A 22,279-nucleotide genomic window follows, 5' to 3' on the forward strand; every position below is an offset into this window, starting at 1 on the left:
TATTCATTTTAACTAAAAAACAAGTGCTTTATTGAGAAGAAAAGCTATTTTCATTAGTAAGAGCTGTTAAATCCTTACGTCTAAAATAGATAGAGCGTCCACAACGAACAGGTGGTTGCCCTTGCATAAGAATAATCTGTTCGTCTTTTCGCATTTCTTGTGTTATTTCATGTGGATATATTAAAGGTCTATGCTGGGTGCTTATATTTTCTGACCCTCTTGTATGGAATCCTCCTAGAGGTTTGCTTGAATCTTTCACTTCAATGGTCATTTGACCACATGCCTTAGATATATTTTCAGCAGTTTTAATATCTTTTATTGCGGCATAGCTTACAAAAGCACAATTTTCAAACCATGTCATAACGCCTGACGAACCGAAATAGTGTTCTATTTGCTCTACAGACTTGTAAAAAAGCATGAGAGATATACCATATTTGCGTCCATGATCACGTGCTTCTTCTAAAATGTTCATATATCCTAAAAGATCAGCATTATCTAAAATAAAGAGCGCTCTTTTTGCATAATTACCATTAGCAGCCTCCATAGCTCTGAGAAAAGAGCCAACAAGGATACGCCCAACACCTGGATAAGATTTTAAAATTTTTGAGGGGATATTTAGAAAAATATCAATATTTCCCTTTGTTATATCGGTAGTTTTAAAATCATGACCACTGATAAGATCTGCATAGTTAGAGAGTGAAAGCCATTGTATATCTTTTGCAGCAGTAGAATAGACACCTGAGAAAGTTTGCGCCGCCATGTTTGTAAAAACGCCAAGGGTTTCACGAATAAATTGCGATGAAGAATTTGATCGTATAGATTGCAATTTTCCAATCACAGAGGGTTCTGGCATTGACATGATCGTGTGAAGGGTTTTTAAGTTTTTTTCCTTTACTGCGTATTCATCAGAAAAGACAATATGCGCAAGAAGCCCTGTTAACAAATTATGTGCTTGTAATACAAAAAATTGATCAGTCGAAGTTGATTTGTCGTTTTCAGAAAGAAGGAGTCTAGCAACTTCAACCACACCCGCTTCTCTTTCATAAAGGGGGAGATTTTCATCTAATAGCCAATCTAAAGGGTTAAAAGTTTTTGTTGAAGAACCATGAGGATCAAGAACGTATACTTCTCTTTTTGACAGCTGCCTTGTTTTTTTACCATTGGAGCGATTTCAGTTGAAGGGCTTTAACAGCTTACTTGTAATCTATTTATATCTGTGTAATCATATACATTATGGATAGATTTGTTGGGATAGGTAAGGCCGCTCAAGTTTTGGGTGTTTCGATTAGCACTTTGCGCCGTTGGGAAGGTGAAGGCAAAATTATTTCTGAGCATACGGCAGGAGGTCACCGCCGTTATGACCTATCTAGGCTTAGGCCTGAGCTTTTTCATTCGAGAGAACTATCACAAAGAAAAACCATTGCTTATGCGCGTGTATCGAGCCATGATCAAAAAGACGATTTAGAGCGACAAAAACAGGTTCTTGAGCTTTATTGCGCAAGCCAAGGTTGGACTTATGAACTCATCTCTGATTTAGGGTCAGGGATGAATTATCGTAAAAAGGGTCTTAAACGTTTATTGGATGCTCTCATTGAAAATGAAATTGGTCGTTTGGTTATTACGCATAAAGATCGTTTATTGCGCTTTGGTGCAGAATTGGTCTTCGCCATTTGTGAAGCCAAACAAGTTGAGGTTGTCATTCTCAATCAGGGGGAAGAAAGCAGTTTTGAAGAGGATTTAGCCAAAGATATTTTAGAAATTATTACTGTCTTTAGTGCTCGTCTTTATGGAAGTCGTTCGAGAAAAAATCAAAAGTTATTAGAGAATGTTCGTCAAGCTGTAGAGGCATCGCAATGATTGTTGCTCACAAAATAGCTCTAGACTTAAACAATAAACAACGAAGCTACATGGCTCGAGCCAGTGGTTGCGCGCGCTTTGCTTATAATTGGGCACTGAAGGAATGGCAGCAGCAATATGAAGCATGGAAGAAAGATAATAATTTACCAAAGCCTAATGACTATGCGCTACGTAGACAATTCAATTCTCTAAAACGAGAACAATTTCCATGGATGATGGAAGTTACTAAAAATGCTCCACAAATGGCAATTATTCAATTGGGTGTGGCTTTTAAGAATTTCTTTTCAGGGAGAAGCCGATATCCCACTTTTAGAAAGAAAGGAGTGCACGATCGTTTTACTTTGACCAATGATCAAATACAGTTGCAAGGTTTCAAGATAAGAATTCCCAAACTTGGTTGGGTTCGTCTGCGAGAACAATTGCGATTTCAAGGAAAGATCTTGTCAGCAACCATTAGCCGTAAAGCGGATCGGTGGTTTGTAAGTCTTAGCGTTGAAACAGATAATCAAGAGTCACTGAGCGAGAACCAAGCTATTGTTGGTCTTGATTTGGGCATCAATGCACTTGCAACGCTTTCGACAGGAGAAACCATAGGAGGCGTTAAACCTTATAAGGCTTTGCTAAATCGTTTACGGCGCTTATCACGAAGGCTAAGTCGTAAGCAAAAAGGCTCGAGCAATCGTTATAAGGAGAAACAAAAACTCGCTAAGCTTCATGCACGGATAAGTAATATCAGAACAGATCATTTGCATAAAGTTACAACAGATTTAATTCAGCGTTTTGGTACATTTTGTCTGGAAGATCTTCATGTAAAAGGCTTGCTGAAAAATAAGCATTTATCGCGTGCCCTTGCAGATCAAAGTTTTTTCGAGTTTCGCCGTCAATTGGAATATAAGGTGGCACGTTATGGTCGACAGATTGTTATTGCAGATCGTTGGTATGCGAGCAGTAAGATCTGCCATCATTGCGGATGTAAGATTGAACAATTGCCTCTTAACATACGTGAGTGGAGATGTTCTCATTGTGGTACACACCATGATCGAGACATTAATGCCGCGATTAATTTAAAAAACTTGGCGGTGAGTTCCACCGTATCAGCCTGTGGAGAGGAAGGCTCTGGCCAATGTCCTGTGACTTTGGTGAAACCAGCCTCAAAGAAGCAGGAAATCAACAGTATATTTAATCAGAAATGATCACATTTACATAAGTTTGATAGAACGGTCAAAAACGACCAGTGGACCGGAATATTTGAGACAAGTTGGAATAACATTACTGGTTGTTTTATAACTACCAGAACCAGCGAAAAATAACATATGAGTTGAATCAAAATTAAGTTTGTATGTTAACAATGGCTGTCTACCACCTTTTCCCCATGTTGTTTTGTCTTTAGGATCAAATTTGACATCTTTAACAACATCTTCGTCAACTCTATAGCGCTCTCCTATGACGACTTCACCATCACGAGGAAAAATCTCTTCAATCTTTTTCATACTCATCCATTGAACACCACCAAAGATCGTATTTTTTGAATTTTTCAAAGGTGAAGCTTTAGGTAATGATAGTTTTATCGTGTAACCAAGGATAACAATGCCAACAATAACACCCCCTAAAACCATCCTATCAAAGAAAGGAAAAACATCCGCCCATGTCATATTATTTTGACCTACATAGGGACTAAGTCTGATATATTCATTTGCACTATAATAAGTTGCAAACAAACCAAAGATGATCATGGACGAAATAGTGATATTTTTTCTGGTATGCCTTTTTTGTAATAAGATGAATGAAGAACATGAAAGTGCAATAAGGATTAAAATATCCAGTGGCTTTGATCTTACAAACCAATAAGCATCAGGCGTCGTTCCATTTTCTGTAATGTTATTGATCGTTATATTGACCAAAAAAGCTACAATGATTGAAAAGATGAGTGGCAATGCTAAAAATATAATCTGTTTTTTGTCTAATTTATTGACCATTTTCCCCCCGACATATCAGAAAAAGCTTCTCTTCCTATTTTTTTCGAAATTTTTGAATTTTTTGAATTTTTATCAAGTTTTGAAACGTCAAGCAAACCATCTTCAGATGAAAGACTTATCTGCCTCTCTAAGACGGGCTTTTATAAAAAGCTCTCCTAAACTAATTTTTTCAAAAATTTTTCCAAAGTTTCTTTGATGCTTCACGCGCTATTTAAATTTCTTACTTAACTCTTTTACGACACTGTATCGGCTTCTTAACAGAGCCCCCCAATAACAATACGCATTAGTGTTCACTGAAAAAAAGCGCGGTTTATCATATTTTTCCGTAAAACATCGTTGTTTAGAGCCGTGATATAAGGCATGTAAAACTTCACATATTTAAGTGTTTTTTTAGAGTGTGTAATAAATGGGCATGACTTATCCCGTAGAGCCTTTTTAAAGTGAACCACATGGAGTAGTCAGGAGTAGGTCAAACCGCGCCAACAGAATCCGAACTTTTTACAAAACAGCCCTTAAGTCAGGAATATGCATCCTTTAAAGCGGAAGAAAAACAAAGACAAGAAAAAGCGTACAAATCAGGCGTCATGACGAGCACCCCTACTCTGTTTTATGAGATGCATTTCCTTCTAGTCCATGGGCACTTTATCGGCACCCCATTAACAATGCCATCCTCAGCTTTTAAAGAATGAAGCGACTTTTTTGTTATGGTCGTCTTTTATAGGTTTTCCATATTCATTTTTTCATCAATTAAAGAAATTACATCGCCCTTTTCATCAATACCCGTGCCCAAGAGTTCTACTAAACTTCCATGGATTGCGAGATTTTAAAGGATTACACTCCGGATTCTTGTCATGTACTATACACCATTCTATATAAGCGGGGTCATTCTGAAAATCTTCAGGATCATCATAAAGAACTTTTTTTTCAAGTTGATTTGCACCAGACTTTTTCCATGTACCTGCAATCGTTTGAGGCAATTGAGCTTGATAACATCCAATCATAATCAATAAAGCACTCAATAATTTAAAAGTCTTCTTCATTTTATTTTCCTTGAATAATTATAAATACTATAAAAGTACATAAATTATTTTATTACCATATTTTTATATTAAAAAACAATAAATACTGTGAATATTTACTATCATTTTGAATATATATTCTTTAATACTTTGCTTTGACAATGATAATACAACGAACACAAATACAAAAGAAACAACAAGCGCGCAAATACAAAACCGTCGCCATAACGGGAGCCCCTTCCAAATTCTCTGTTCCAAATTCTCTGTTCCATGAGATAGTTGCCCTCTCGCCCATGGCACTTTATCTGCACTCTCAAGCGATTGAGTTCTTGAACATGCATGAAACGATTTTCGAAAACCGTCTCTGTAATATGCGTGGTTCCCTCAACCCCGTGTCATAAGCGCCGTAAACGACACTGAGAACAATGATACAAGTCTCTATTTGTTTGTTTTATGAAGCCCCACCCGCCTCTCAAACGCTTATGCCAACTCGTAAAAACTCCAAAACCATGAGAGCCCCGCGTTTATTGAGAGGATTAACAACCCTTGTTGTCTGAGATCAAGCCCCTTAAAGGGAGACCGAATACCTTTGAAGAGAATTACACTGTGATGCGTTGGATTTTTGCGCCACAACGGACTAATTTTTCCTCTAATCTCTCAAATCCACGATCAAGATGATAGACACGATTAACGATTGTTTCCCCCTTTGCTGCCAATGCTGCAATCACAAGAGAAACAGAAGCGCGCAAATCCGTCGCCATAACGGGAGCCCCTTGCAAATTCTCTGTTCCATAAACGGTTGCCGTTTGCCCATCAAGCTTTATCGAAGCCCCTAAACGATTGAGTTCTTGAACATGCATAAAACGATTTTCGAAAATCGTCTCTGTAATATGCGCAATGCCTTCAGCCCGTGTCATGAGCGCCATGAATTGCGCTTGGAGATCGGTTGGAAAAGCAGGATAAGGTCCTGTTTTAATATCAACAGGCATAATTTTGGTGTTCTTTGGATTTCGCTTAACATGAATTCCTTGAGGTTCTATTTGAATCTCGAGCCCTGTTTTTTGGAGCACCTTAAGCACTTTTGTGAGGTGATTAGGATTTGCATTTTTAAGAAAGACATCGCCTCCTGTCATAGCAACAGCCATTGCATATGTCCCCGCTTCGATTCGATCAGCAATAACGCGTATTTTTGTTCCTTTAAGTTTTTTAACCCCTTCAATTGTAAGCGTTGTTGTTCCCTCACCAGTTATTTGAGCCCCCATAGCATTCAAAGTTCGAATAAGATTTGCCACTTCTGGTTCACAAGCTGCATTCTCAAGAAAGGTTGTTCCCTTTGCCAATGTCGCCGCCATAAGCATTACATGGGTTCCACCAACAGTAACTTTAGGGAAACGATAGTGAGCACCTTTTAACCCCCTTGGTGCTTTTGCATGAACATATCCATTTTCGATCGTAATCTGTGCGCCTAAAGTTTTGAGCCCCTCAAGGATAAAATCGACAGGTCTGGTTCCGATAGCGCATCCTCCAGGAAGCGAAACATAAGCCTCTAAGCATCGTGCAAGGAGAGGTCCGATAACCCAAAAGCTTGCGCGCATTTTTTTCACCAGTTCGTAGGGCGCCCGTGTTGTCGCTATTTTTTGCGCAGTAAAATGAATTGTTCTTGAATTCACACACTCATCGTTAAACTCTTGTCCATCAACGGCATATCCAACACCATGATTATTGAGGATACGAATAAGCAGTTCGACATCAGCCAGATGAGGAATATTTTCTAAAGTGAGCGTTTCTTCTGTCAAAAGCGCCGCAATCATAAGAGGCAATGCAGCATTTTTTGCCCCTGAGATAGGAATTGTTCCTTTAAGTTTTTTTCCCCCAATAATTTGAATAGAATCCATCGTGTTTTCCCTCTTTTCCTTTGTGCCTGCCCTTCCAAAGGTTTTTCCCCCTTCGAGAAGTTATGCTTTATTAATCGTTTTAGAACGCATTCTAAATATGAGAACAAATTATTGAGAAGTTTGGTTGCAAAGCTTCACTAAAAAACATTTTTTTGCATTTTAGAGCTCTGTTTGCGCTCTTTGTCGGCTTTGCTCTTTTCGACGTTTCAGGTTTTGACGCAATTGTTGCGCCAATCTTTCTTGACGTCGTTTTGCTTTTTCATCTTGATGATTCATTTCATTTTGTTTTTGTTTTTGATGCATTTGTGTCATTGCGCAACCTTTTAAACAGTGTTGAGCTTCTATCCAAGCAACTCATAACCTTAAATATTCAAGCGTATAAGAAACATATGTCATGACATAAGATACGTTTTCTTGCAAGAATATACAAATGTTCTCTTGCCTATTTTCTGACAATATGGCACAAGACAGCGCAAAGATTGAAAAGGGGCTGCGGTAGCTCAGTGGTAGAGCACTCCCTTGGTAAGGGAGAGGTCGAGAGTTCAATCCTCTCTCGCAGCACCATTTTATTCTTCTTTTGTTTATTCTTCTCTTACCCCTCTCCTCTTTTTCTGCAAACACCAATCACCTCCATTGAATCCTCCATCAACGAAAATATCATACGCAGCACTCTCTCAGTAAGAAAAGCTCTTGCCTTATTTATTGGTGCCTCCCTAACACTCAACATAAAAACAGCTCAAACCCCAATACGTCTCCTGTCTCACTTCCCCCAACACACCTCCCACAGTTCCTCATGCATAGGCTCTTCATGCCTCTCTTTCCCCATACTGACTAAAACAGATAGCCCGCAAAAAACAAAAGCATAACGCGCATCATTGTCACCGCAATAAAAAAGCTCTTGGCCCTTTCATTGTACCTCCCTAACACTCAACATAAAAGCTCCCAGAACAACAACGTGCTCAATACGCCTAAATAAGCTTTAACGGTCTTAATTCCCCCTTCAAACATCTTCCTCCATTTTCCAACATGCTTTCATATTCATTCCAAGCTCCCTCCTTGCGCTTTCCTCAAACACCCCACTTTGCTTTTCCCCCTCTGCTCTTTCCTTTTTATAAAACTTTACCCCTCCTCAACGCTGTACAGATCCCTTTCTTGCCCGCCTCATTCTTGTGTTTCCCACCAACAGACGCTTTGCATTCGCTCCCCGCTCTCTGTTTTTCCTTTCCTTCAGAGCAATTTCTGTCCTTATACTAAAACCTGTCCCAACACACTTAATTTGCTGTACCATCTTCTCCAAAGCCTCATTAAAACGGCTAATTTCATTTTCCAGCTTGTAAATATACGCTTCATCACGATAAGCACGTTTAATCAAAGGTGGCATATCAGGCCAATAGAGCATTAAATCCACCCATTCGCGTTGAGAAATCCATAACCCTCCTTGACATTGTGCTTTATGTTCTGCTGGAAAAGTCTTTTGCATGAAATGAGGGATCAAAATTTCAGGTTTTTTTGTTTTAATTTCTAATAAGCCATTTTCTCCCACAAAAGCATCGGGAGAAAATCCTTGTCCGCGATCATCTGCCAAAACAAAGCCAATACATTCAGGTTCTGTATGCGTAAGTTTTGCATAGAGCTGTCGTGCGATTGGTTCTAATTCTGTCCCGCGTCGCTGAGAAACTGTTGTTCCTTCCTCAACGGTTTTTCCTGTAATTCTTTCTCCCGCCAATTTCATCATCACACTATGATATCGTGAAGTTTTTTGCCCCTGTTTTTTTTGTGCCATAACCATCTCAAACAAAGAAGCCGTAATCAAACCATTACGCACTTTCATCCATTCTTCTGTTCCCTGAACACAATCGATAATGATTGGCATAGTATTTCTCCCCTTCACCTTTAAAGTTTTTTTTGCAATATATTCTCTTTGAAACATTCACATTTTTTAAGCTGTATTCCTGTTTAAGCAGTGTCCCTCACACAGACTAAAAGCGACAGCATCCTTCAATGCATCCTTCAAGTATTGTGCCCCCGAAAACACAAAAACTGCCCCCCAACATCCCCCCCGCAGATTTCTCAATTCCCCAATGAAACTCAGCCAACAGCTTTTCCCTTCGCAAAGCGCCCACAATTTCTCACATATAGGCTCTTTTCTTCATACCCCCCCTGTCTCATATCGGCTTCTCATATCGGCTAAAAAATTTCCCGCAAAACGCTCCCCCCCAAGAAGGAAAACATAACGCGCATCATGGTCACCGCAATAAAAAAGCATTTGCTCTTTCATGAGTAAAATAATGCCCCCCCCCTTAACACGCAACACAAAAGCTCCCAGCCCCCCTTTCTGTCCCAATACTTCTAAACAAACTTTAACGGTCTTAATTCCCCCTTCAAACATCTTCCTCCATTTCCCAACATGCTTTCTATTCACTCCAAATCCCCTCTTGCTTTTCCTCCTCTGCTCTTTCCTTTTTATAAAACTTTGCCTCTGCTCAATGCTGTACTGCTTCTTCTCTTCCTCCTAAGCCTCATGTTCGTTCTACAACATGCTTTCTATTCACTCCAAGCCACTAATAGTTACCTCTCCCTCCATTTCCTCAATCCCCCCAATGTGAAACCCAGCCGACAGCTTTTCCCCTCGCAAAACGCCCACAATTTCTCACATATAGGCTCTTTTCTTCATACCCCCCTCTCTCTCATATCGGCTAAAAAATTTCCCGCAAAACGCTCCCCCCCCCCAAGAAGGAAAACATAACGCGCATCATGGTCACCGCAATAAAAAAGCATTTGGGCCCATCATTGCGGCTTCCTTTTTCAATCTAGCTATTGCACGACGGAAAAATCATGACGACAATATTCTTCCTCCAATTTTTTTACCATCAACAGAGCCACCTCTTGCGATATGAAAAGAATAGCGTTGTGTTTTTGTGGTTCGAGTCTGATTAAATTTCGCGCATTTCCAGCATAATAAAGTGGAATCCCTTGATAAGAAGTCTTGAGATAACTTGGCATGTTTACCACCAATAATCTGTCAAGACATCACATGGCCGTAAACGATGCTGTTTTTCATAAGAGCCATAGAGATTATCTTCATAATCGCAAGCCGCTCTTTCATTTAAACAAGCATGATAAGCTTCACTATTCAAAACGAAGGGCTGCAATGGCGTATTTTCTTCATTCATTTCATGATTTTCGACATAAAAATCAGCGATTTTTTCCGTAACATCTTCAGCATGAGAAGTTGTCAGATCGAGTCGTAAAACTCTATAAACAGTTTCACATTCTTCAATCAATTCGAGCACTTCTTCGATTTCGTCAATTGGTCCTTCATAAGTATCAGGATTTTCCTCTTCGCATAAAACGATAATGATTTCATCCTCTTTAACGAATGGAATATTTTTCATTATTTCCCCCTTTAGATAGTTGATAAAGCATAACCTTGTCTTGACAAGACTAAATATAGCGTTAGTCTTATATCCTCTATAGGAGAGATGTCAACCATTTTATCCTTCATAAAAGATATATTTTAAATCTCTGCGGGGTTCAAATGACATATGTAAATAAAAATCTATTATTCTTTGTTCCTCTCATGTCCCTTTGTTGTTCTCTATTTGTTCTTACTCGATTGCAATTATAAACACACAGGAGAGATAAAATGAGTGATATGATATTAATAAAATACTGGAGTCGTCTTGATTCAAAAGCACAGAAGGAAGTTATTTTGGAGCTTCGTCAACGGGTCGCCGCAAAAGAGTCAAAATCGCCTGCCTCTCTTGCGGAGAGAGTTTTGAAATAAGCTCTATAAATTCTTTATCTTCAGGGCTAGCCCCTTTACCGTAAAGAATATAATTCATACTGATATTAATTTCGTGACAAATTCGCGAAAGAGATTCGATTGTTGGTTCTTTTCCTTCAGAAAGAATAGAATGAAGGTACCCCGCACCTTTACCGGCAGAGAGGGAGATAGATCTTTTTGACCGCCCACTTTTTTCAAAAGCGATCCTTAATCTTTGACGCCAACCATCGATATTCATAATTTCACCATATAGCGCGTCTTTTTAAAAAAACACGTCCTTTTTATAAAACGAGCTTGCATTATCCTCTAAAAAGGATAAAATTAAGGAAACAAATTTTACTTTTTAGGGAGAAAATTTTTTTATTTTTGGATCATAAAAACACTTTAACCACCCTATAGGATATACAAAACCACCTCCCAAAGTTGCTGCCCAAAGCAGATACATTGAAAATGTGTGGTACTCTTTATTTTTTCCATCACCGCAATCTTAAATCGTAAGTTTGCATGCCCTTCAAGCACACCCAATCATTTATAAGCGTCGTAAAGAAGCCTCTCGTCATCATCGAACAGAGCCCAACACAACACAAGTTAAATCCTTATTTGCGCTTTTATCATCACTAAAAATGTATAAAAAAGAAGAAAGTAGATTGCAGTATGAAACACGCTAATCAACAAGAAACTCCTCATTATGAATCGTCTAGGCTTCCATATGTTTGTTGGTATCAAAATGACTTTCTAGGAGGCGTACGTGGGATGCGCGCACACGAAATTGGAATCTATACGATTCTTCTCAATGAAATGTATGCACGCGGCCGTCCTCTAGAAATATCGAAAGAACGTTTAGCGCGTCTTTGTGGTTGTGACAAGCGAACTTTTGTTAATGTTTTAGAAATGCTCATCCAAGAGGGTAAGATTTTAAATTTAGCCAATGGATTATGGAACAAGCGTTGCGAAAATGTTTTTCAAGAGCGTGAAAAATTGCTTGAACAAAAATCCTTTGCGGGTCGTTCTTCGGCAAAAAAACGCAAGAAAATCAATGCTGAGATTCAACACCTGCTTAACGAGAGTACAAAAGATGCTGCACAAAGCTCAGAAGCTCAAAAGACAGAAGAAAAGGAAACACCTTACGGTGTTTTAGAAAAGAAAATTTTGTTTGATGAGACAGAACCTTGTTTTTCCTGCGAAGAGAACTTTGAACAAAGCGATCACCCATCACCCTCATCGGCTCTTGATTCTGCTCTCCCTTCCCCTCCACAAGAAGAAGCGGAGCAAAAAAACGCCCCCTCTTTAAACGCTCCCCAAACCGATTTTGCCCCTGCCCCTATTACACAAATTGTCACGGAGGAAAAAACAAAATCCGCCACCACACTCCCACCCAGCCTCTCTGTATCCATTCCGCCTTCTTCCAACAAAAAACCCACTGCCTCAGTTGCCAAAGGGCATCGCCTTCCTGAGCATTGGCAAGCAGACATCAAGGCAGCAGTTTCAGAAGGTTTAAGTGAAAGCCAAGCTCATTGGCAAGAAAAGAAGTTTCGCGACTATTGGCAAGCCAAAAGCGGCAAAGAAGCTCTCAAAGTAGACTGGCAAGCCACATGGCGCAACTGGTTTCGCCGTGAAATCGAACGGCTAGAACAGAAAAAACAGGGGAGCTCCTCATCTTTCATCTCTGAGAACAACGACATGCTTTACCGCAGTTTGATCAACTATAGCGACAATTTTTGACATCACACGAACAACCTATTTTTCAAGCACGCGCGGAGACAAAAAATGTTTCAAAACCATAAAAATAATAACAAAAACAACAATGAAATAAGCTCTTCATACAGCAAAACGAGCCAACATCACCCCTACTACTCTCACCACAAAAGTGTTCGCCCTACACAAGCCCATCTCTTGCACGCAAAGGAACACAAAAGCTCTCCAGCCTCTGTGTATCCATCCCGCCTTCTTCCAACAAAAAACCCACTGCCTCACAATTGCCCAAGAGCACCGTCTTCCATGCACTTGGCAAATAGTTATCAACGCGGCAGTTTCAGAAACTTTCAGCAAAGATCATACCCTTCAAACAAGGCTCGCCAGCCTCTCTGTATCCACCTCCTCTTTCTCGAGCAACACCCTTCTTCCAATTACCGCCCTTTCCAAAGAGCACCGGCTTTCTGAACATTGGCAAACAGACATCAACAGAGCCATTTCAAAAAACCTTCAACGAAAAGCAAACTCTTTGGCAACAAAACACCCCAACAAGCGCCACAACACATGACCCAACAGGACCCCCCAGCATGCACAAAACCTCAGGCAGATCCACCCCGCTCTTCTTACACCCCCCTTCCTCCTTTCCCCAAGACACCACTTCCCATGCTCTTGGCAAACAGACATCAACAGAGCCATTTCAGAAGGTTTGAGTAAAAGCCAACCCCATTAGCAAAGCCAAGAAGTTTGGCGACTATTGGCAAGAAAAGAGCGACAAAGAAGCGCTCAAAGTAGACTGGCAAGCCCCATAGCACCACAGATTTCACGATCAGATCGAACGGTGAGAACAGCAAAAGAGAGTCCTTATCTCCTACATCTTAAGAAAAACAACAATCATATCACGAATGACCATGAGCACAATTTTTGAAATCAAACAAAAACTTATCTCACAAGCCGATAGAATAGTAGAAATGCTTCTTCCCCAAGGGCACAAACGAGGCAACAATTGGATTGTAGGCAACACACGTGGTGAAGCGGGTCAAAGTTTATCAATTTGCTTGAGTGGGAGTAAAGCAGGACTTTGGTATGACTTTGCAGAAGGCACTGGAGGAGATCTTTTAGATCTTTGGTGTGAAGTCAAAGGCATTAGCCTCTCTCAAGCATTAGAAGAAGCACGCGCAACTCTCAATTTGACACGCCCCAAACCCTTTATGGTCCCTCATCGTTCCTATCGCCGTCCACCGGTTCCTAAAGGGCAGACCCCGCAAAATCTGGTAAAAAACTATCTCCACAAAGAACGCCACATTCCTCTAGAGGTTATAAAGCGCTACCGCATAGGAGAAAATGGTGACAAAATCATTTTCCCCTTTTATAAACCCGACGGCACCCTTGCTTTAGTCAAAGAACGGCTCGCGCAAGCAGGAGCAAAAAGCAAACCAACAGCTTCCCAATGTGAACCGATTTTGTTTGGTTGGCAAGCCCTTTGCCCCACAGCCCCCCCCTCCACGCACGCACCTCAGCAAGCATCTCAGCAGGCGCCTCAGCACACAACCAACCACCCCTCCACGCACACACCTCAGCAGGCATCCCAACACACACCTCAGCAGGCATCCCAACACACACCTCAGCAAGCATCTCAGCAGGCATCCCAACACACACCTCAGCAGGCACCCCAAAACACACCTCAGCAGGCATCTCAGCACACACCTCAGCAGGCGCCCCAGCAGGCATCTCAACACACATCCCAGCACACACCTCAGCAGGCGCCCCAAAACATCGCCACAACCAACCCCGCCTCCACACAAGCACCCCAAAACACACCTCAGCAGACATCCCAACACACACCTCAGCAGGCGCCCCAGCAGGCATCCCAACACACATCCCAACACACACCTCAGCAGGCGCCCCAAAACACACCTCAGCAGGTACCCTCAACCAACCCCGCCTCCACGCACACACCTCAGCAGGCATCCCAACACACCGCCACAACCAACTACCCCTCCACACAAGCGCCCCAAAACACCGCCACAACCAACCACCCCTCCACGCACGCACCTCAGCAAGCATCTCAGCAGGCACCCACGCACGCGTCCCAACAGGCGCCATTCCCCACGCTTTCTTCAACAAACCGTACCATTGTTATCACTGAAGGAGAAATTGATGCGCTTTCCTTAGCCGCCTATGGATATCCGGCGGTTTCTGTTCCCTTTGGGGGAGGAAGTGGAGGCAAACACAACTGGATTGAAAATGAATTTGATCATTTAGAATCTTTTGAAACGATTTTTTTAGCCACCGATATGGATCCGCCCGGAGAAGAAGCAGCCCGTGAAATTGCCAGCAGGCTTGGACGTCACCGTTGCTACCGTGTCCGTTTACCCCGCAAAGATGCCAATGATTGTTTAACCGCAGGGATTGATAGCGCCACCATAAAAGCCGCCTTTTCCTCAGCACAAAGCTTTGCACCAGAAGGTTTACGGCGCGCCTCAGACTATAAAGATCAAGTGATTGGGCTTTTTTGGCCAGAGCCTGAAAAACATCTTGGTTATACGGTTCCCTATCCTAAACTGCAGGACAAATTGCATTTCCGCCCAGCAGAATTAACGCTCTGGAGTGGTGCGAGTGGTGCAGGTAAAAGCCAATTGTTATCAGACTGTATTCCCCATTGGATTGCACAAAAGAGTCGCCTTTGCTTAGCGTCTCTAGAAATGAAAGGAGAACAATCACTCCGCCGTTTAACCAAACAAACGGGCGGCTTAGAACAGCCTACAAAAGAAACGATTGAACGGATTCTTCATTTTTTAGACGAAGGGCTTATTCTTTATGAACATGTTGGCAAATCAAGCGTAGATACCTTGCTTGAAGTCTTTGACTATTGCCGTGCGCGCTATGGCTGCGATCAATTTATCATCGACAGTTTGATGCGGCTTGGCATTGCCTCTGATGATTATGCAAGACAAGAACAAGCCGTTTATAAAATGGTTGATTGGGCTGTTTTAAACAGTGTGCATATTCACCTTGTCGCCCATGCCCGCAAAGGCGGTCTGGATAAAGATATCCCCAGCACAGAAGACATTAAAGGCGCCTCAGAAATTGGCGCCAATGCCTTTAACATTATCACCATTTGGCGCAATCGGTCGTTGGAAGATAAAATCTTTGCCGCCTCTCTAGCACAAGAAAAAGCAGATTTAGCCAAACGCCCCGGCGTCATTATGAATATTGCCAAACAACGTTCTGGTGATTTTGAAGGAAAAATAGGGCTCTGGTTTGATCCCCAAACCTACCGCTATCGCTGTTCTTTTGAACAATCATTCCCTCGACGTTATCTGTAATACCCCATAAACCCCACTCTCTTTAAAAACGCCTCCGCCTTCAAACGCGCACGCCTTGCTCCCTCACAAACAACAGGAAGGATAAATCCACAAATGATAAAAAACACCCAATCCTTCGAGAACCAAAGCCAGCCCAACCCCATATTCTCTGCTCCCAAACGCAAACAAAAAAAGGTCGCTCCAACAACAGCGCAAAACACCACCCCTTTCAATAACCACAAACAACGCGTCACCACCCCATCTTGCCGCCCCCTCATATGCAAAATCAAGAACCACTCCAACACTACAGCAAACACGATCCCTATCAAGGACAATAGTCCCCACGGTATATCCATACTCTCCATTCCCTCAAGAGCCAAAAAAAGGACGACTCCTAAAATGCAGTAAAACAGCACTTCCTTCAAAAAGAGGGAAACACCACAAATACAATAAAACGCCGCCCGCCACCAAGGAATATCGAAGCGATTGGAAAGCTTATAAGTACCAATAACGACAACAATAAAAAGGTAGGAAAACACCAACAACAGCAAAAAAAACAAATCGTTCGACATCAATATCCAAAATAACCCACAGTAAAATTAAAGACCACACCCATGGAGAAAAAAACACCAGCTACCTCAAGAACCAAGCCCATAGAACACGCGCACACCTTGCTCCCTCACAAACAAAAGGAAGGGTAAATCCAAAAATGAATAAAAACACCCAATCCTTCGAGAACCAAAGCCAGCTCAACCCTAGATTCTCTGCTCCCAGACGGGTAAAACAAAGAATTAGTGCCAAAATGCAGAAAAACAGCACAAAATTCAAAGCACGCAACAACCTCTGTAGCACCGTATCACTTTGCTCGCGTATAAAGAACCCCAAGAGCACTTTCAACAATACAGACAAGAGCAAAACCTTTAAGAATACCGCTCTTATGCTATCCATATCTCTGACGCCCACAGCAGCAAACCACAGGATAAAGCCCATAAGGCAACAAAACATAACCGCCTTTACGAACACTTGCCCCGCCACAGGCATACTCTTGACACCCAGATGCACCAAACCAAGGACAGTTGCAAAAATGCAAGAAAACACCGCCCCCTTCAAGAGCAGCTCCCCGTCAACAGCGCGCCTGCCCACGCCCACATAAACAAAACCAAGATAGGTGGCAACAACGCCATAAAGCACCACCCATCTCCAAAACACCCACTCTGTAACAGAGCGACGCTTTGCTCCCTTATAAATAAAAATCAAGGCCAGAGAAAAAAAGCAGAAAAACCCCAACCACTGCCAAAACATCACATCGTTCGACATCAAATACCCCTCTCAGAAAGAACATCAAAGACCACGCCCGTGGGAAAGAAAAATGCTCATTTTTTTAAGCACCACCCCAACAGTACACGCATACACCGTATCCCCTCCAAAGCAAAAAAAGGAACAAGTCCAATAGTGCCCACAAACACCCCATTGTTAAAGATCACAAACCAGCGAACCCCCATATGCTTAGCGCCCACATGCGCCAATCCAACAACAGCTCCAACAACGCCGCAAAACACCAGAAACCTCAAAAAAGACACCCCACGCGATATCCCCTTACCCCGCACCCTCATAAGCAAAACCAAGGACAGGTCCAGCAATGCAACAAACACCGCTCCTATCACTAAAAATTCCCACGATATATCAAAACGCTTCACTCCCTTATAAGCAAAGCCAAGAACCACTACAGCAATGGCGCAAAACACCACAGCCTTGAAAAACACGCCCCACGATACAGTCTTACGGTCTGCTCCCACAACAATAAAACAAAGGGTCGCTCCAGCAATGCAAGAAATCTCCACCCCCTGCCAAAACACCTCCCACGTCATAACCGGTCGCCCCGCATCCTCATAAGCAAAACCAAGGACCAAGCCAATAACGCAGAAAAACGCCAGCCCCTTCAAAAACATGTCCCGCGCAACCACCATACGCCCCGCTCCTTTATTAAGTAAAAATCAGAGACCATGCCAAAAATGCAGCAAAAGATCAATCCTTTTCAAAGAATGAAAGCCTAAACCCAAGACGCCTTGCTCCTAAACCAATAAGCCCAAGAATAACGCCAAAGACAACGCCAAAAAGAATGTTAAACACCCACCTGTTTGAGAACCACACCCAAGTCAAACCAAAGAGCTCAGCTTGCGCATAAACAAACTTAGAGACAGCGATAATAATGAAGCTCAACGCCAAATTTTTTAAAAAAGCCTTCCTTGTAACCCCAAAAGACCTCATTGCCGCATAAATAGAAACAAAGACAAGAGCAACAAAGCAGAAAAACCCCAACCACTGCCAAAACATCACATCGTTCGACATCAAATACCCCTCACAGAAAGAACATCAAAGACCACGCCCGTGGAAAAGAAAAATGCTCATTCTTTTTAAGCACCACCCCAACAGTACACGCATACACCGTATCCCCTCCAAAGCAAAAAAAGGAACAAGTCCAATAGTGCCCACAAACACCCCATTGTTAAAGATCACAAACCAGCGAACCCCCATATGCTTAGCGCCCACATGCGCCAATCCAACAACAGCTCCAACAACGCCGCAAAACACCAGAAACCTCAAAAAAGACACCCCACGCGATATCCCCTTACCCCGCACCCTCATAAGCAAAACCAAGGACAGGTCCAGCAATGCAACAAACACCGCTCCTATCACTAAAAATTCCCACGATATATCAAAACGCTTCACTCCCTTATAAGCAAAGCCAAGAACCACTACAGCAATGGCGCAAAACACCACAGCCTTGAAAAACACGCCCCACGATACAGTCTTACGGTCTGCTCCCACAACAATAAAACAAAGGGTCGCTCCAGCAATGCAAGAAATCTCCACCCCCTGCCAAAACACCTCCCACGTCATAACCGGTCGCCCCGCATCCTCATAAGCAAAACCAAGGACCAAGCCAATAACGCAGAAAAACGCCAGCCCCTTCAAAAACATGTCCCGCGCAACCACCATACGCCCCGCTCCTTTATTAAGTAAAAATCAGAGACCATGCCAAAAATGCAGCAAAAGATCAATCCTTTTCAAAGAATGAAAGCCTAAACCCAAGACGCCTTGCTCCTAAACCAATAAGCCCAAGAATAACGCCAAAGACAACGCCAAAAAGAATGTTAAACACCCACCTGTTTGAGAACCACACCCAAGTCAAACCAAAGTGCTCGGCTTGCGCATAAATAAAATCAATGACAGCAGCAAAAATGAAGCTCAACAACACCATCTTGAAGAACAAACCCTGATTTACACCACGCCGCTGCATTACTTCATAACCAAACATAAGGAAAATGCCGGGAGTGCCATAAAATACCACAGCCCGTAAAAATACGCCCCACGTCATCCCCAACGCCTTCATTTCCATATAAACAGACACAAAGACAAAAACCGCAATGCAGAAAAATACCAATCTTTTCAAAGACAAAGCGCCGCGCAACATCATGCCACTCCCCATCAAGCCATTCAAGGAAAATCCACCATGCAACAAAACACCCCTCCTTTCAAGAGCCAAATCCATGGGGCTCCCCCACACAAGCGCAACAGTCCAAATCACCCCCAAGAGCGCATACCCAACACGCACACTCCAACACATGTCTTCCTCTCATCCCCCTCTTTTACCTAGAGCAAGCAACATTTTTTAAAAAACGAGAAGCAAAGTTAAAATTTTTAAGGAGATGCTATGACCCATCACGAGAAAAAAAATACACAAACCTGCCCGCTTGATCATCAAAATCAAGGAAAGCACATTGGTCATTTAAAGACGCAAGAAATTGCTGTTGAAACGCGTAATCCTTATTTTAAACCCAATCATCCAGAAAGTTCCAGCAATCCGCGCACCATCAATGCCATTGCCAATACACAAAGCCATCCCATTGCACTTTTATATGCGAAAGGACATCTCAGCAAAGCCCAATATAAAGCGGCAGAACGTTTTTATTTTTACTGGCGTCAAAGTCAAGCCGATCTCCACATGAGCCTTGACTATACCCGTGAAAAGGTTTCCTGTAGCCAAGGGTACACACACCCCATTGAACGTCAAATAGAAGCATCCAATCATTTAAGAACAATCAAAGTTCAACTGGGTATTCTTGGCTATTCACTGCTTGAACGCGTTATCGGCTATGGACAAGCAATCAAAGAATTAAATTCTTCAAAACGCAAACAAAATTCCCTTGCCGATCATTTACGAGATTGTTTAGACTTGCTCGCATTTCATTGGGGATATGCAAACCATAAACATTCTGAATAATCCCCTCCTCGCCATTCAAATCTGCCTCCCATGTTGCTGCGCCTTCTAAAGCCCCCCACACCGCTTAATCATCCAGCAGCTCTCCCCAACCTCTTCCACCACTTCACCCCTCACACCCAAAAGGACAATACTTCACTCCACACCCACTCAAGATACACTCCACACCCTTAAAAACAAAAACCCTGCTCCCACACCAGTCCTGTAATCATGAGGTTCTTTTAAGTTTATTCGTGCTTATTGAAGAATAAGTTTTGTTTAAGATGCTTGCATGCATCATAACAGCTTTAAATACAGTTTATTTAAATACAATTTAATTGTTTAATTAATGTCGAGTCTCAAAATAAATATTCAATTGAAAAAGTATTCATTAATTTTTAATGCAAAATGACAAAATTTTCTTTTTTGTAAAAAGTATTTTTTATATTGATATATTTTGAATTCTCTGCTAATTTTAGTGTAATAGTTTTGTAAGTATGAATTTGTGGATTGGATACGGTCTTTTAAATTCATTTTTTTAACATGTCCTACAAGCCAATGTTAAAATTCTCCTGCTTTTAGTCCTCTGATTACAACGGAGGACTTTTTTTTATGACTGTACTTTTTTATAACTGTATTGTCTTAAATCACTCTCTTATGAGCTTTGTTATATTCCTCCATAAAATCTCCCCGCAAACTAGATCATTCTTTTATCAAGTTGGCTTGCGTTCGATCCTCAAAGAACAAAGGTTCTTAACCCAATCTGATCTACAAACAGCTTGGATAGACTTCACTCTTGGTTTTCCATTCACTCTTTGTTTTCTATTCAGGGATTTTCAGCTGAACTCAAGATGCAACACGAGCAAGCTCTGCCCTAAAGATTCACCACGCCCTTTAAAAAACACTTCAATATATCCAAAGCGCCGGCTGGCTCTCATATCACCAAACCGCAAATGACAGTGTTTTACGACATAACAGAATGACTTATGTTTGACGACTTTCTTTATCCTGTAGCCCACCAACCGGTTGATGTATCATGGCACCATTTTGATTTATAATTATAATCGCGCGTTATTCATATTAAAATTAAGCGACCCGAGTATCATAGGGATTGTCTCATTTCAAATTTATTTCATATTGCATCAATCAACAGCATATCTTTTGCACGTTACCAACATGAGAGACATATGAAATAACACACTTCGAAGATAAAAAAGCAAGATGCCTCTTATGAACACGCTCAAGAGCCAAAGGCTGTCATCCCATGAGATGCTAAAATAGTATGATAGTGCTGGCTTTCGCCTTATGCGATTTTAAAAAGGGCTGATCCACTTCACAAGAGATTTCTCCATTATCCCATTCACCAACATTATTGTGAGATAAGACAACATGATGTTTTTAAATCAAGGACGTAAATGTGCAACACAAGTATATTCTGTTTGGAACATTCTGTTTTACGCGACTCACGTAAAACCCCATTAAAAAACTTGCATCCCCACGAGAAAAAACTAAAGCGTGAGGATAAAAACATGAGACAAGCGTGATTCCATTCAGCTATTGCTCTTTAACTGTCAAACCAAATAAAAAATAGATCCGGCCAAATAAAAAATAGATCCGGAAAGACGGAGTTTCATCTATAGCACTTCATATTCTTCTCAAATATGTTCATCTTCCTGCTTTAAGAGATAAACTAAAAAGATATACAACATCGCTCCTAACATCCCCCTCTTTCTAGCATCCCTCAAGAATCAAACGTTATACAGCTCATTTTGTCATATTATAAAGCATTGTTATTTTAATGCGGTGTTGAGGCAGTGAAAATAATTGAAGTGTTTAGCCACCGCCATTAGCGAAGCAAAAAAAACAAACTGTTGAAAAGCAGTGTAAATCTTGTGTAAACATAAAAAAAACAAGAAAAAGGCACAAAAATATCTTAATTTTTATAAAAATACTCAACGTCTTTTACGATTGTATTGACGAACAACCCTGATCACATAATCATCTTAAATATTGAGAATAAAAAATGAATAGCCCTACCCTAGCAAATACAGCAACCTACCAATATAAAATATAAAAAAAAATCTTTTGGTTATCTCTGTTTCTTATAGAATATGCCTTTCCCTATGGATGCACTCTAGCCTCCAAAGAGTGCATTCAATCCATGGAAAGGATGCACTCCAGCCCTCATAAAGAGTGCATCCTTCCCCTCAAACGGATACTGCCCAACCCTCATAAAAGCAGTATCCAAACTGTAGAGGATGCACTCCGCGCCTTAAAAAGAGTGCATCCTTCCCCTCAAAAGATACTGCCCAACCCTCATGAAAGCAGTATCCAAACTGTAGAGGATGCACTCCGCCCTCAAAAAGAGTGCATCCTTCCCCTCAAAAGATACTGCCCAACCCTCATAAGGCAGTATCCAAACTGTAGAGGATGCACTCCGCCCTCAAAAAGAGTGCATCCTTCCCCTCAACGGATACTGCCCAACCC

Annotated in this window: 19 protein-coding genes, 1 tRNA gene and 3 pseudogenes; 6 read left to right on the forward strand and 17 right to left on the reverse strand. The window is 41.6% G+C overall.

All coding sequences use genetic code 11. From position 1 onward, the window contains the following. Positions 1–28: 28 nt before the first annotated feature. A pseudogene (locus tag ACFIKJ_RS06925) lies at positions 29–1,182 on the reverse strand (type IV secretory system conjugative DNA transfer family protein); the annotation flags it as partial. A 51-nt stretch (positions 1,183–1,233) separates the two neighbouring features. Here ACFIKJ_RS06925 and ACFIKJ_RS06930 point away from each other — a divergent pair. Together ACFIKJ_RS06930 and ACFIKJ_RS06935 are read left to right on the forward strand one after the other, a co-directional pair. After that, positions 1,234–1,857, forward strand: a complete 624-nt coding sequence (locus tag ACFIKJ_RS06930; protein WP_375626484.1) for an IS607 family transposase — start codon at positions 1,234–1,236, stop codon at positions 1,855–1,857. Then, positions 1,854–3,050, forward strand: coding sequence for an RNA-guided endonuclease InsQ/TnpB family protein (locus ACFIKJ_RS06935; protein WP_375649683.1), 1,197 nt, complete (start codon positions 1,854–1,856; stop codon positions 3,048–3,050). Before ACFIKJ_RS06930 ends, ACFIKJ_RS06935 begins: the two co-directional genes overlap by 4 nt. Positions 3,051–3,056: 6 nt before the next feature. Here ACFIKJ_RS06935 and ACFIKJ_RS06940 read toward each other — a convergent pair whose 3' ends face one another. The 5 genes and pseudogenes from ACFIKJ_RS06940 to ACFIKJ_RS06960 form a co-directional block, all read right to left on the reverse strand. Then, the gene (locus tag ACFIKJ_RS06940; protein ID WP_375670374.1) at positions 3,057–3,833 is read right to left on the reverse strand and encodes a type IV secretory system conjugative DNA transfer family protein; all 777 of its coding nucleotides are present in this window, start codon (positions 3,831–3,833) and stop codon (positions 3,057–3,059) included. 773 nt (positions 3,834–4,606) lie between these two features. Beyond that, positions 4,607–4,873 (reverse strand): hypothetical protein, encoded by a 267-nt coding sequence (locus ACFIKJ_RS06945; RefSeq protein WP_375625354.1) that lies wholly within the window; start codon positions 4,871–4,873, stop codon positions 4,607–4,609. A 190-nt stretch (positions 4,874–5,063) separates the two neighbouring features. Next, positions 5,064–5,263: pseudogene (locus ACFIKJ_RS06950) on the reverse strand (UDP-N-acetylglucosamine 1-carboxyvinyltransferase); the annotation flags it as partial. A gap of 188 nt (positions 5,264–5,451) precedes the next feature. Further along, positions 5,452–6,747: a UDP-N-acetylglucosamine 1-carboxyvinyltransferase gene (gene murA / locus ACFIKJ_RS06955; protein WP_375625353.1), complete on the reverse strand. Its 1,296-nt coding sequence runs from the start codon at positions 6,745–6,747 to the stop codon at positions 5,452–5,454. A 159-nt stretch (positions 6,748–6,906) separates the two neighbouring features. After that, positions 6,907–7,059 carry a hypothetical protein gene (locus tag ACFIKJ_RS06960; protein ID WP_015856869.1) on the reverse strand — a complete coding sequence of 51 codons (153 nt, stop codon included), beginning with the start codon at positions 7,057–7,059 and terminating at the stop codon, positions 6,907–6,909. Positions 7,060–7,236: 177 nt separating this feature from the next. Here ACFIKJ_RS06960 and ACFIKJ_RS06965 point away from each other — a divergent pair. Beyond that, positions 7,237–7,311: transfer RNA gene (locus ACFIKJ_RS06965), tRNA-Thr, on the forward strand. A gap of 565 nt (positions 7,312–7,876) precedes the next feature. On the opposite strand, the gene ACFIKJ_RS06970 is transcribed toward ACFIKJ_RS06965, so the two are convergent. The 5 genes from ACFIKJ_RS06970 to ACFIKJ_RS06990 all read right to left on the reverse strand — a co-directional run bounded on the left by ACFIKJ_RS06970 (position 7,877) and on the right by ACFIKJ_RS06990 (position 10,772). Beyond that, entirely contained in the window at positions 7,877–8,620 is a 744-nt protein-coding gene (locus ACFIKJ_RS06970; protein ID WP_375626382.1) for a lambda exonuclease family protein, read from the reverse strand. A gap of 276 nt (positions 8,621–8,896) precedes the next feature. Then, positions 8,897–9,169, reverse strand: a complete 273-nt coding sequence (locus ACFIKJ_RS06975) for a hypothetical protein (RefSeq protein ID WP_375670375.1) — start codon at positions 9,167–9,169, stop codon at positions 8,897–8,899. Between the two features lie 392 nt (positions 9,170–9,561). Beyond that, positions 9,562–9,750, reverse strand: coding sequence for a hypothetical protein (locus tag ACFIKJ_RS06980; RefSeq protein WP_375626388.1), 189 nt, complete (start codon positions 9,748–9,750; stop codon positions 9,562–9,564). 2 nt (positions 9,751–9,752) lie between these two features. After that, positions 9,753–10,142 (reverse strand): hypothetical protein, encoded by a 390-nt coding sequence (locus ACFIKJ_RS06985; RefSeq protein WP_375626389.1) that lies wholly within the window; start codon positions 10,140–10,142, stop codon positions 9,753–9,755. Between the two features lie 312 nt (positions 10,143–10,454). After that, the gene (locus ACFIKJ_RS06990) at positions 10,455–10,772 is read right to left on the reverse strand and encodes an XRE family transcriptional regulator (protein WP_375625349.1); all 318 of its coding nucleotides are present in this window, start codon (positions 10,770–10,772) and stop codon (positions 10,455–10,457) included. Between the two features lie 416 nt (positions 10,773–11,188). Here ACFIKJ_RS06990 and ACFIKJ_RS06995 point away from each other — a divergent pair, with 416 nt between their 5' ends. Then, positions 11,189–12,256 (forward strand): DUF1376 domain-containing protein, encoded by a 1,068-nt coding sequence (locus ACFIKJ_RS06995; protein WP_375670377.1) that lies wholly within the window; start codon positions 11,189–11,191, stop codon positions 12,254–12,256. Between the two features lie 878 nt (positions 12,257–13,134). After that, positions 13,135–15,549, forward strand: a pseudogene (locus tag ACFIKJ_RS07000) (toprim domain-containing protein); the annotation flags it as partial. Here ACFIKJ_RS07000 and ACFIKJ_RS07005 read toward each other — a convergent pair. The 6 genes from ACFIKJ_RS07005 to ACFIKJ_RS07030 form a co-directional block, all read right to left on the reverse strand. Next, entirely contained in the window at positions 15,543–16,103 is a 561-nt protein-coding gene (locus ACFIKJ_RS07005) for a hypothetical protein (protein WP_375670378.1), read from the reverse strand. The pseudogene ACFIKJ_RS07000 and the gene ACFIKJ_RS07005 overlap by 7 nt on opposite strands. 61 nt (positions 16,104–16,164) lie before the next feature. After that, positions 16,165–16,848 carry a hypothetical protein gene (locus ACFIKJ_RS07010; RefSeq protein ID WP_375670379.1) on the reverse strand — a complete coding sequence of 228 codons (684 nt, stop codon included), beginning with the start codon at positions 16,846–16,848 and terminating at the stop codon, positions 16,165–16,167. Between the two features lie 56 nt (positions 16,849–16,904). Continuing rightward, positions 16,905–17,498, reverse strand: coding sequence for a hypothetical protein (locus ACFIKJ_RS07015; RefSeq protein WP_375651914.1), 594 nt, complete (start codon positions 17,496–17,498; stop codon positions 16,905–16,907). Positions 17,499–17,556: 58 nt separating this feature from the next. Further along, entirely contained in the window at positions 17,557–17,880 is a 324-nt protein-coding gene (locus ACFIKJ_RS07020) for a hypothetical protein (protein WP_375670380.1), read from the reverse strand. Positions 17,881–17,904: 24 nt separating this feature from the next. Further along, positions 17,905–18,531, reverse strand: coding sequence for a hypothetical protein (locus tag ACFIKJ_RS07025; RefSeq protein WP_375670381.1), 627 nt, complete (start codon positions 18,529–18,531; stop codon positions 17,905–17,907). A 58-nt stretch (positions 18,532–18,589) separates the two neighbouring features. Continuing rightward, on the reverse strand, positions 18,590–19,159 hold the full coding sequence (locus tag ACFIKJ_RS07030) for a hypothetical protein (protein WP_375670382.1): 570 nt from the start codon (positions 19,157–19,159) through the stop codon (positions 18,590–18,592). 87 nt (positions 19,160–19,246) lie between these two features. Here ACFIKJ_RS07030 and ACFIKJ_RS07035 point away from each other — a divergent pair, with 87 nt between their 5' ends. Continuing rightward, entirely contained in the window at positions 19,247–19,816 is a 570-nt protein-coding gene (locus ACFIKJ_RS07035) for a hypothetical protein (RefSeq protein ID WP_375625340.1), read from the forward strand. Positions 19,817–22,279: the final 2,463 nt, after the last annotated feature.

Source organism: Bartonella sp. PS7NMGDW (assembly GCF_042193585.1).
In the GTDB taxonomy this organism is placed as follows: Bacteria; Pseudomonadota; Alphaproteobacteria; order Rhizobiales; family Rhizobiaceae; genus Bartonella; species Bartonella grahamii.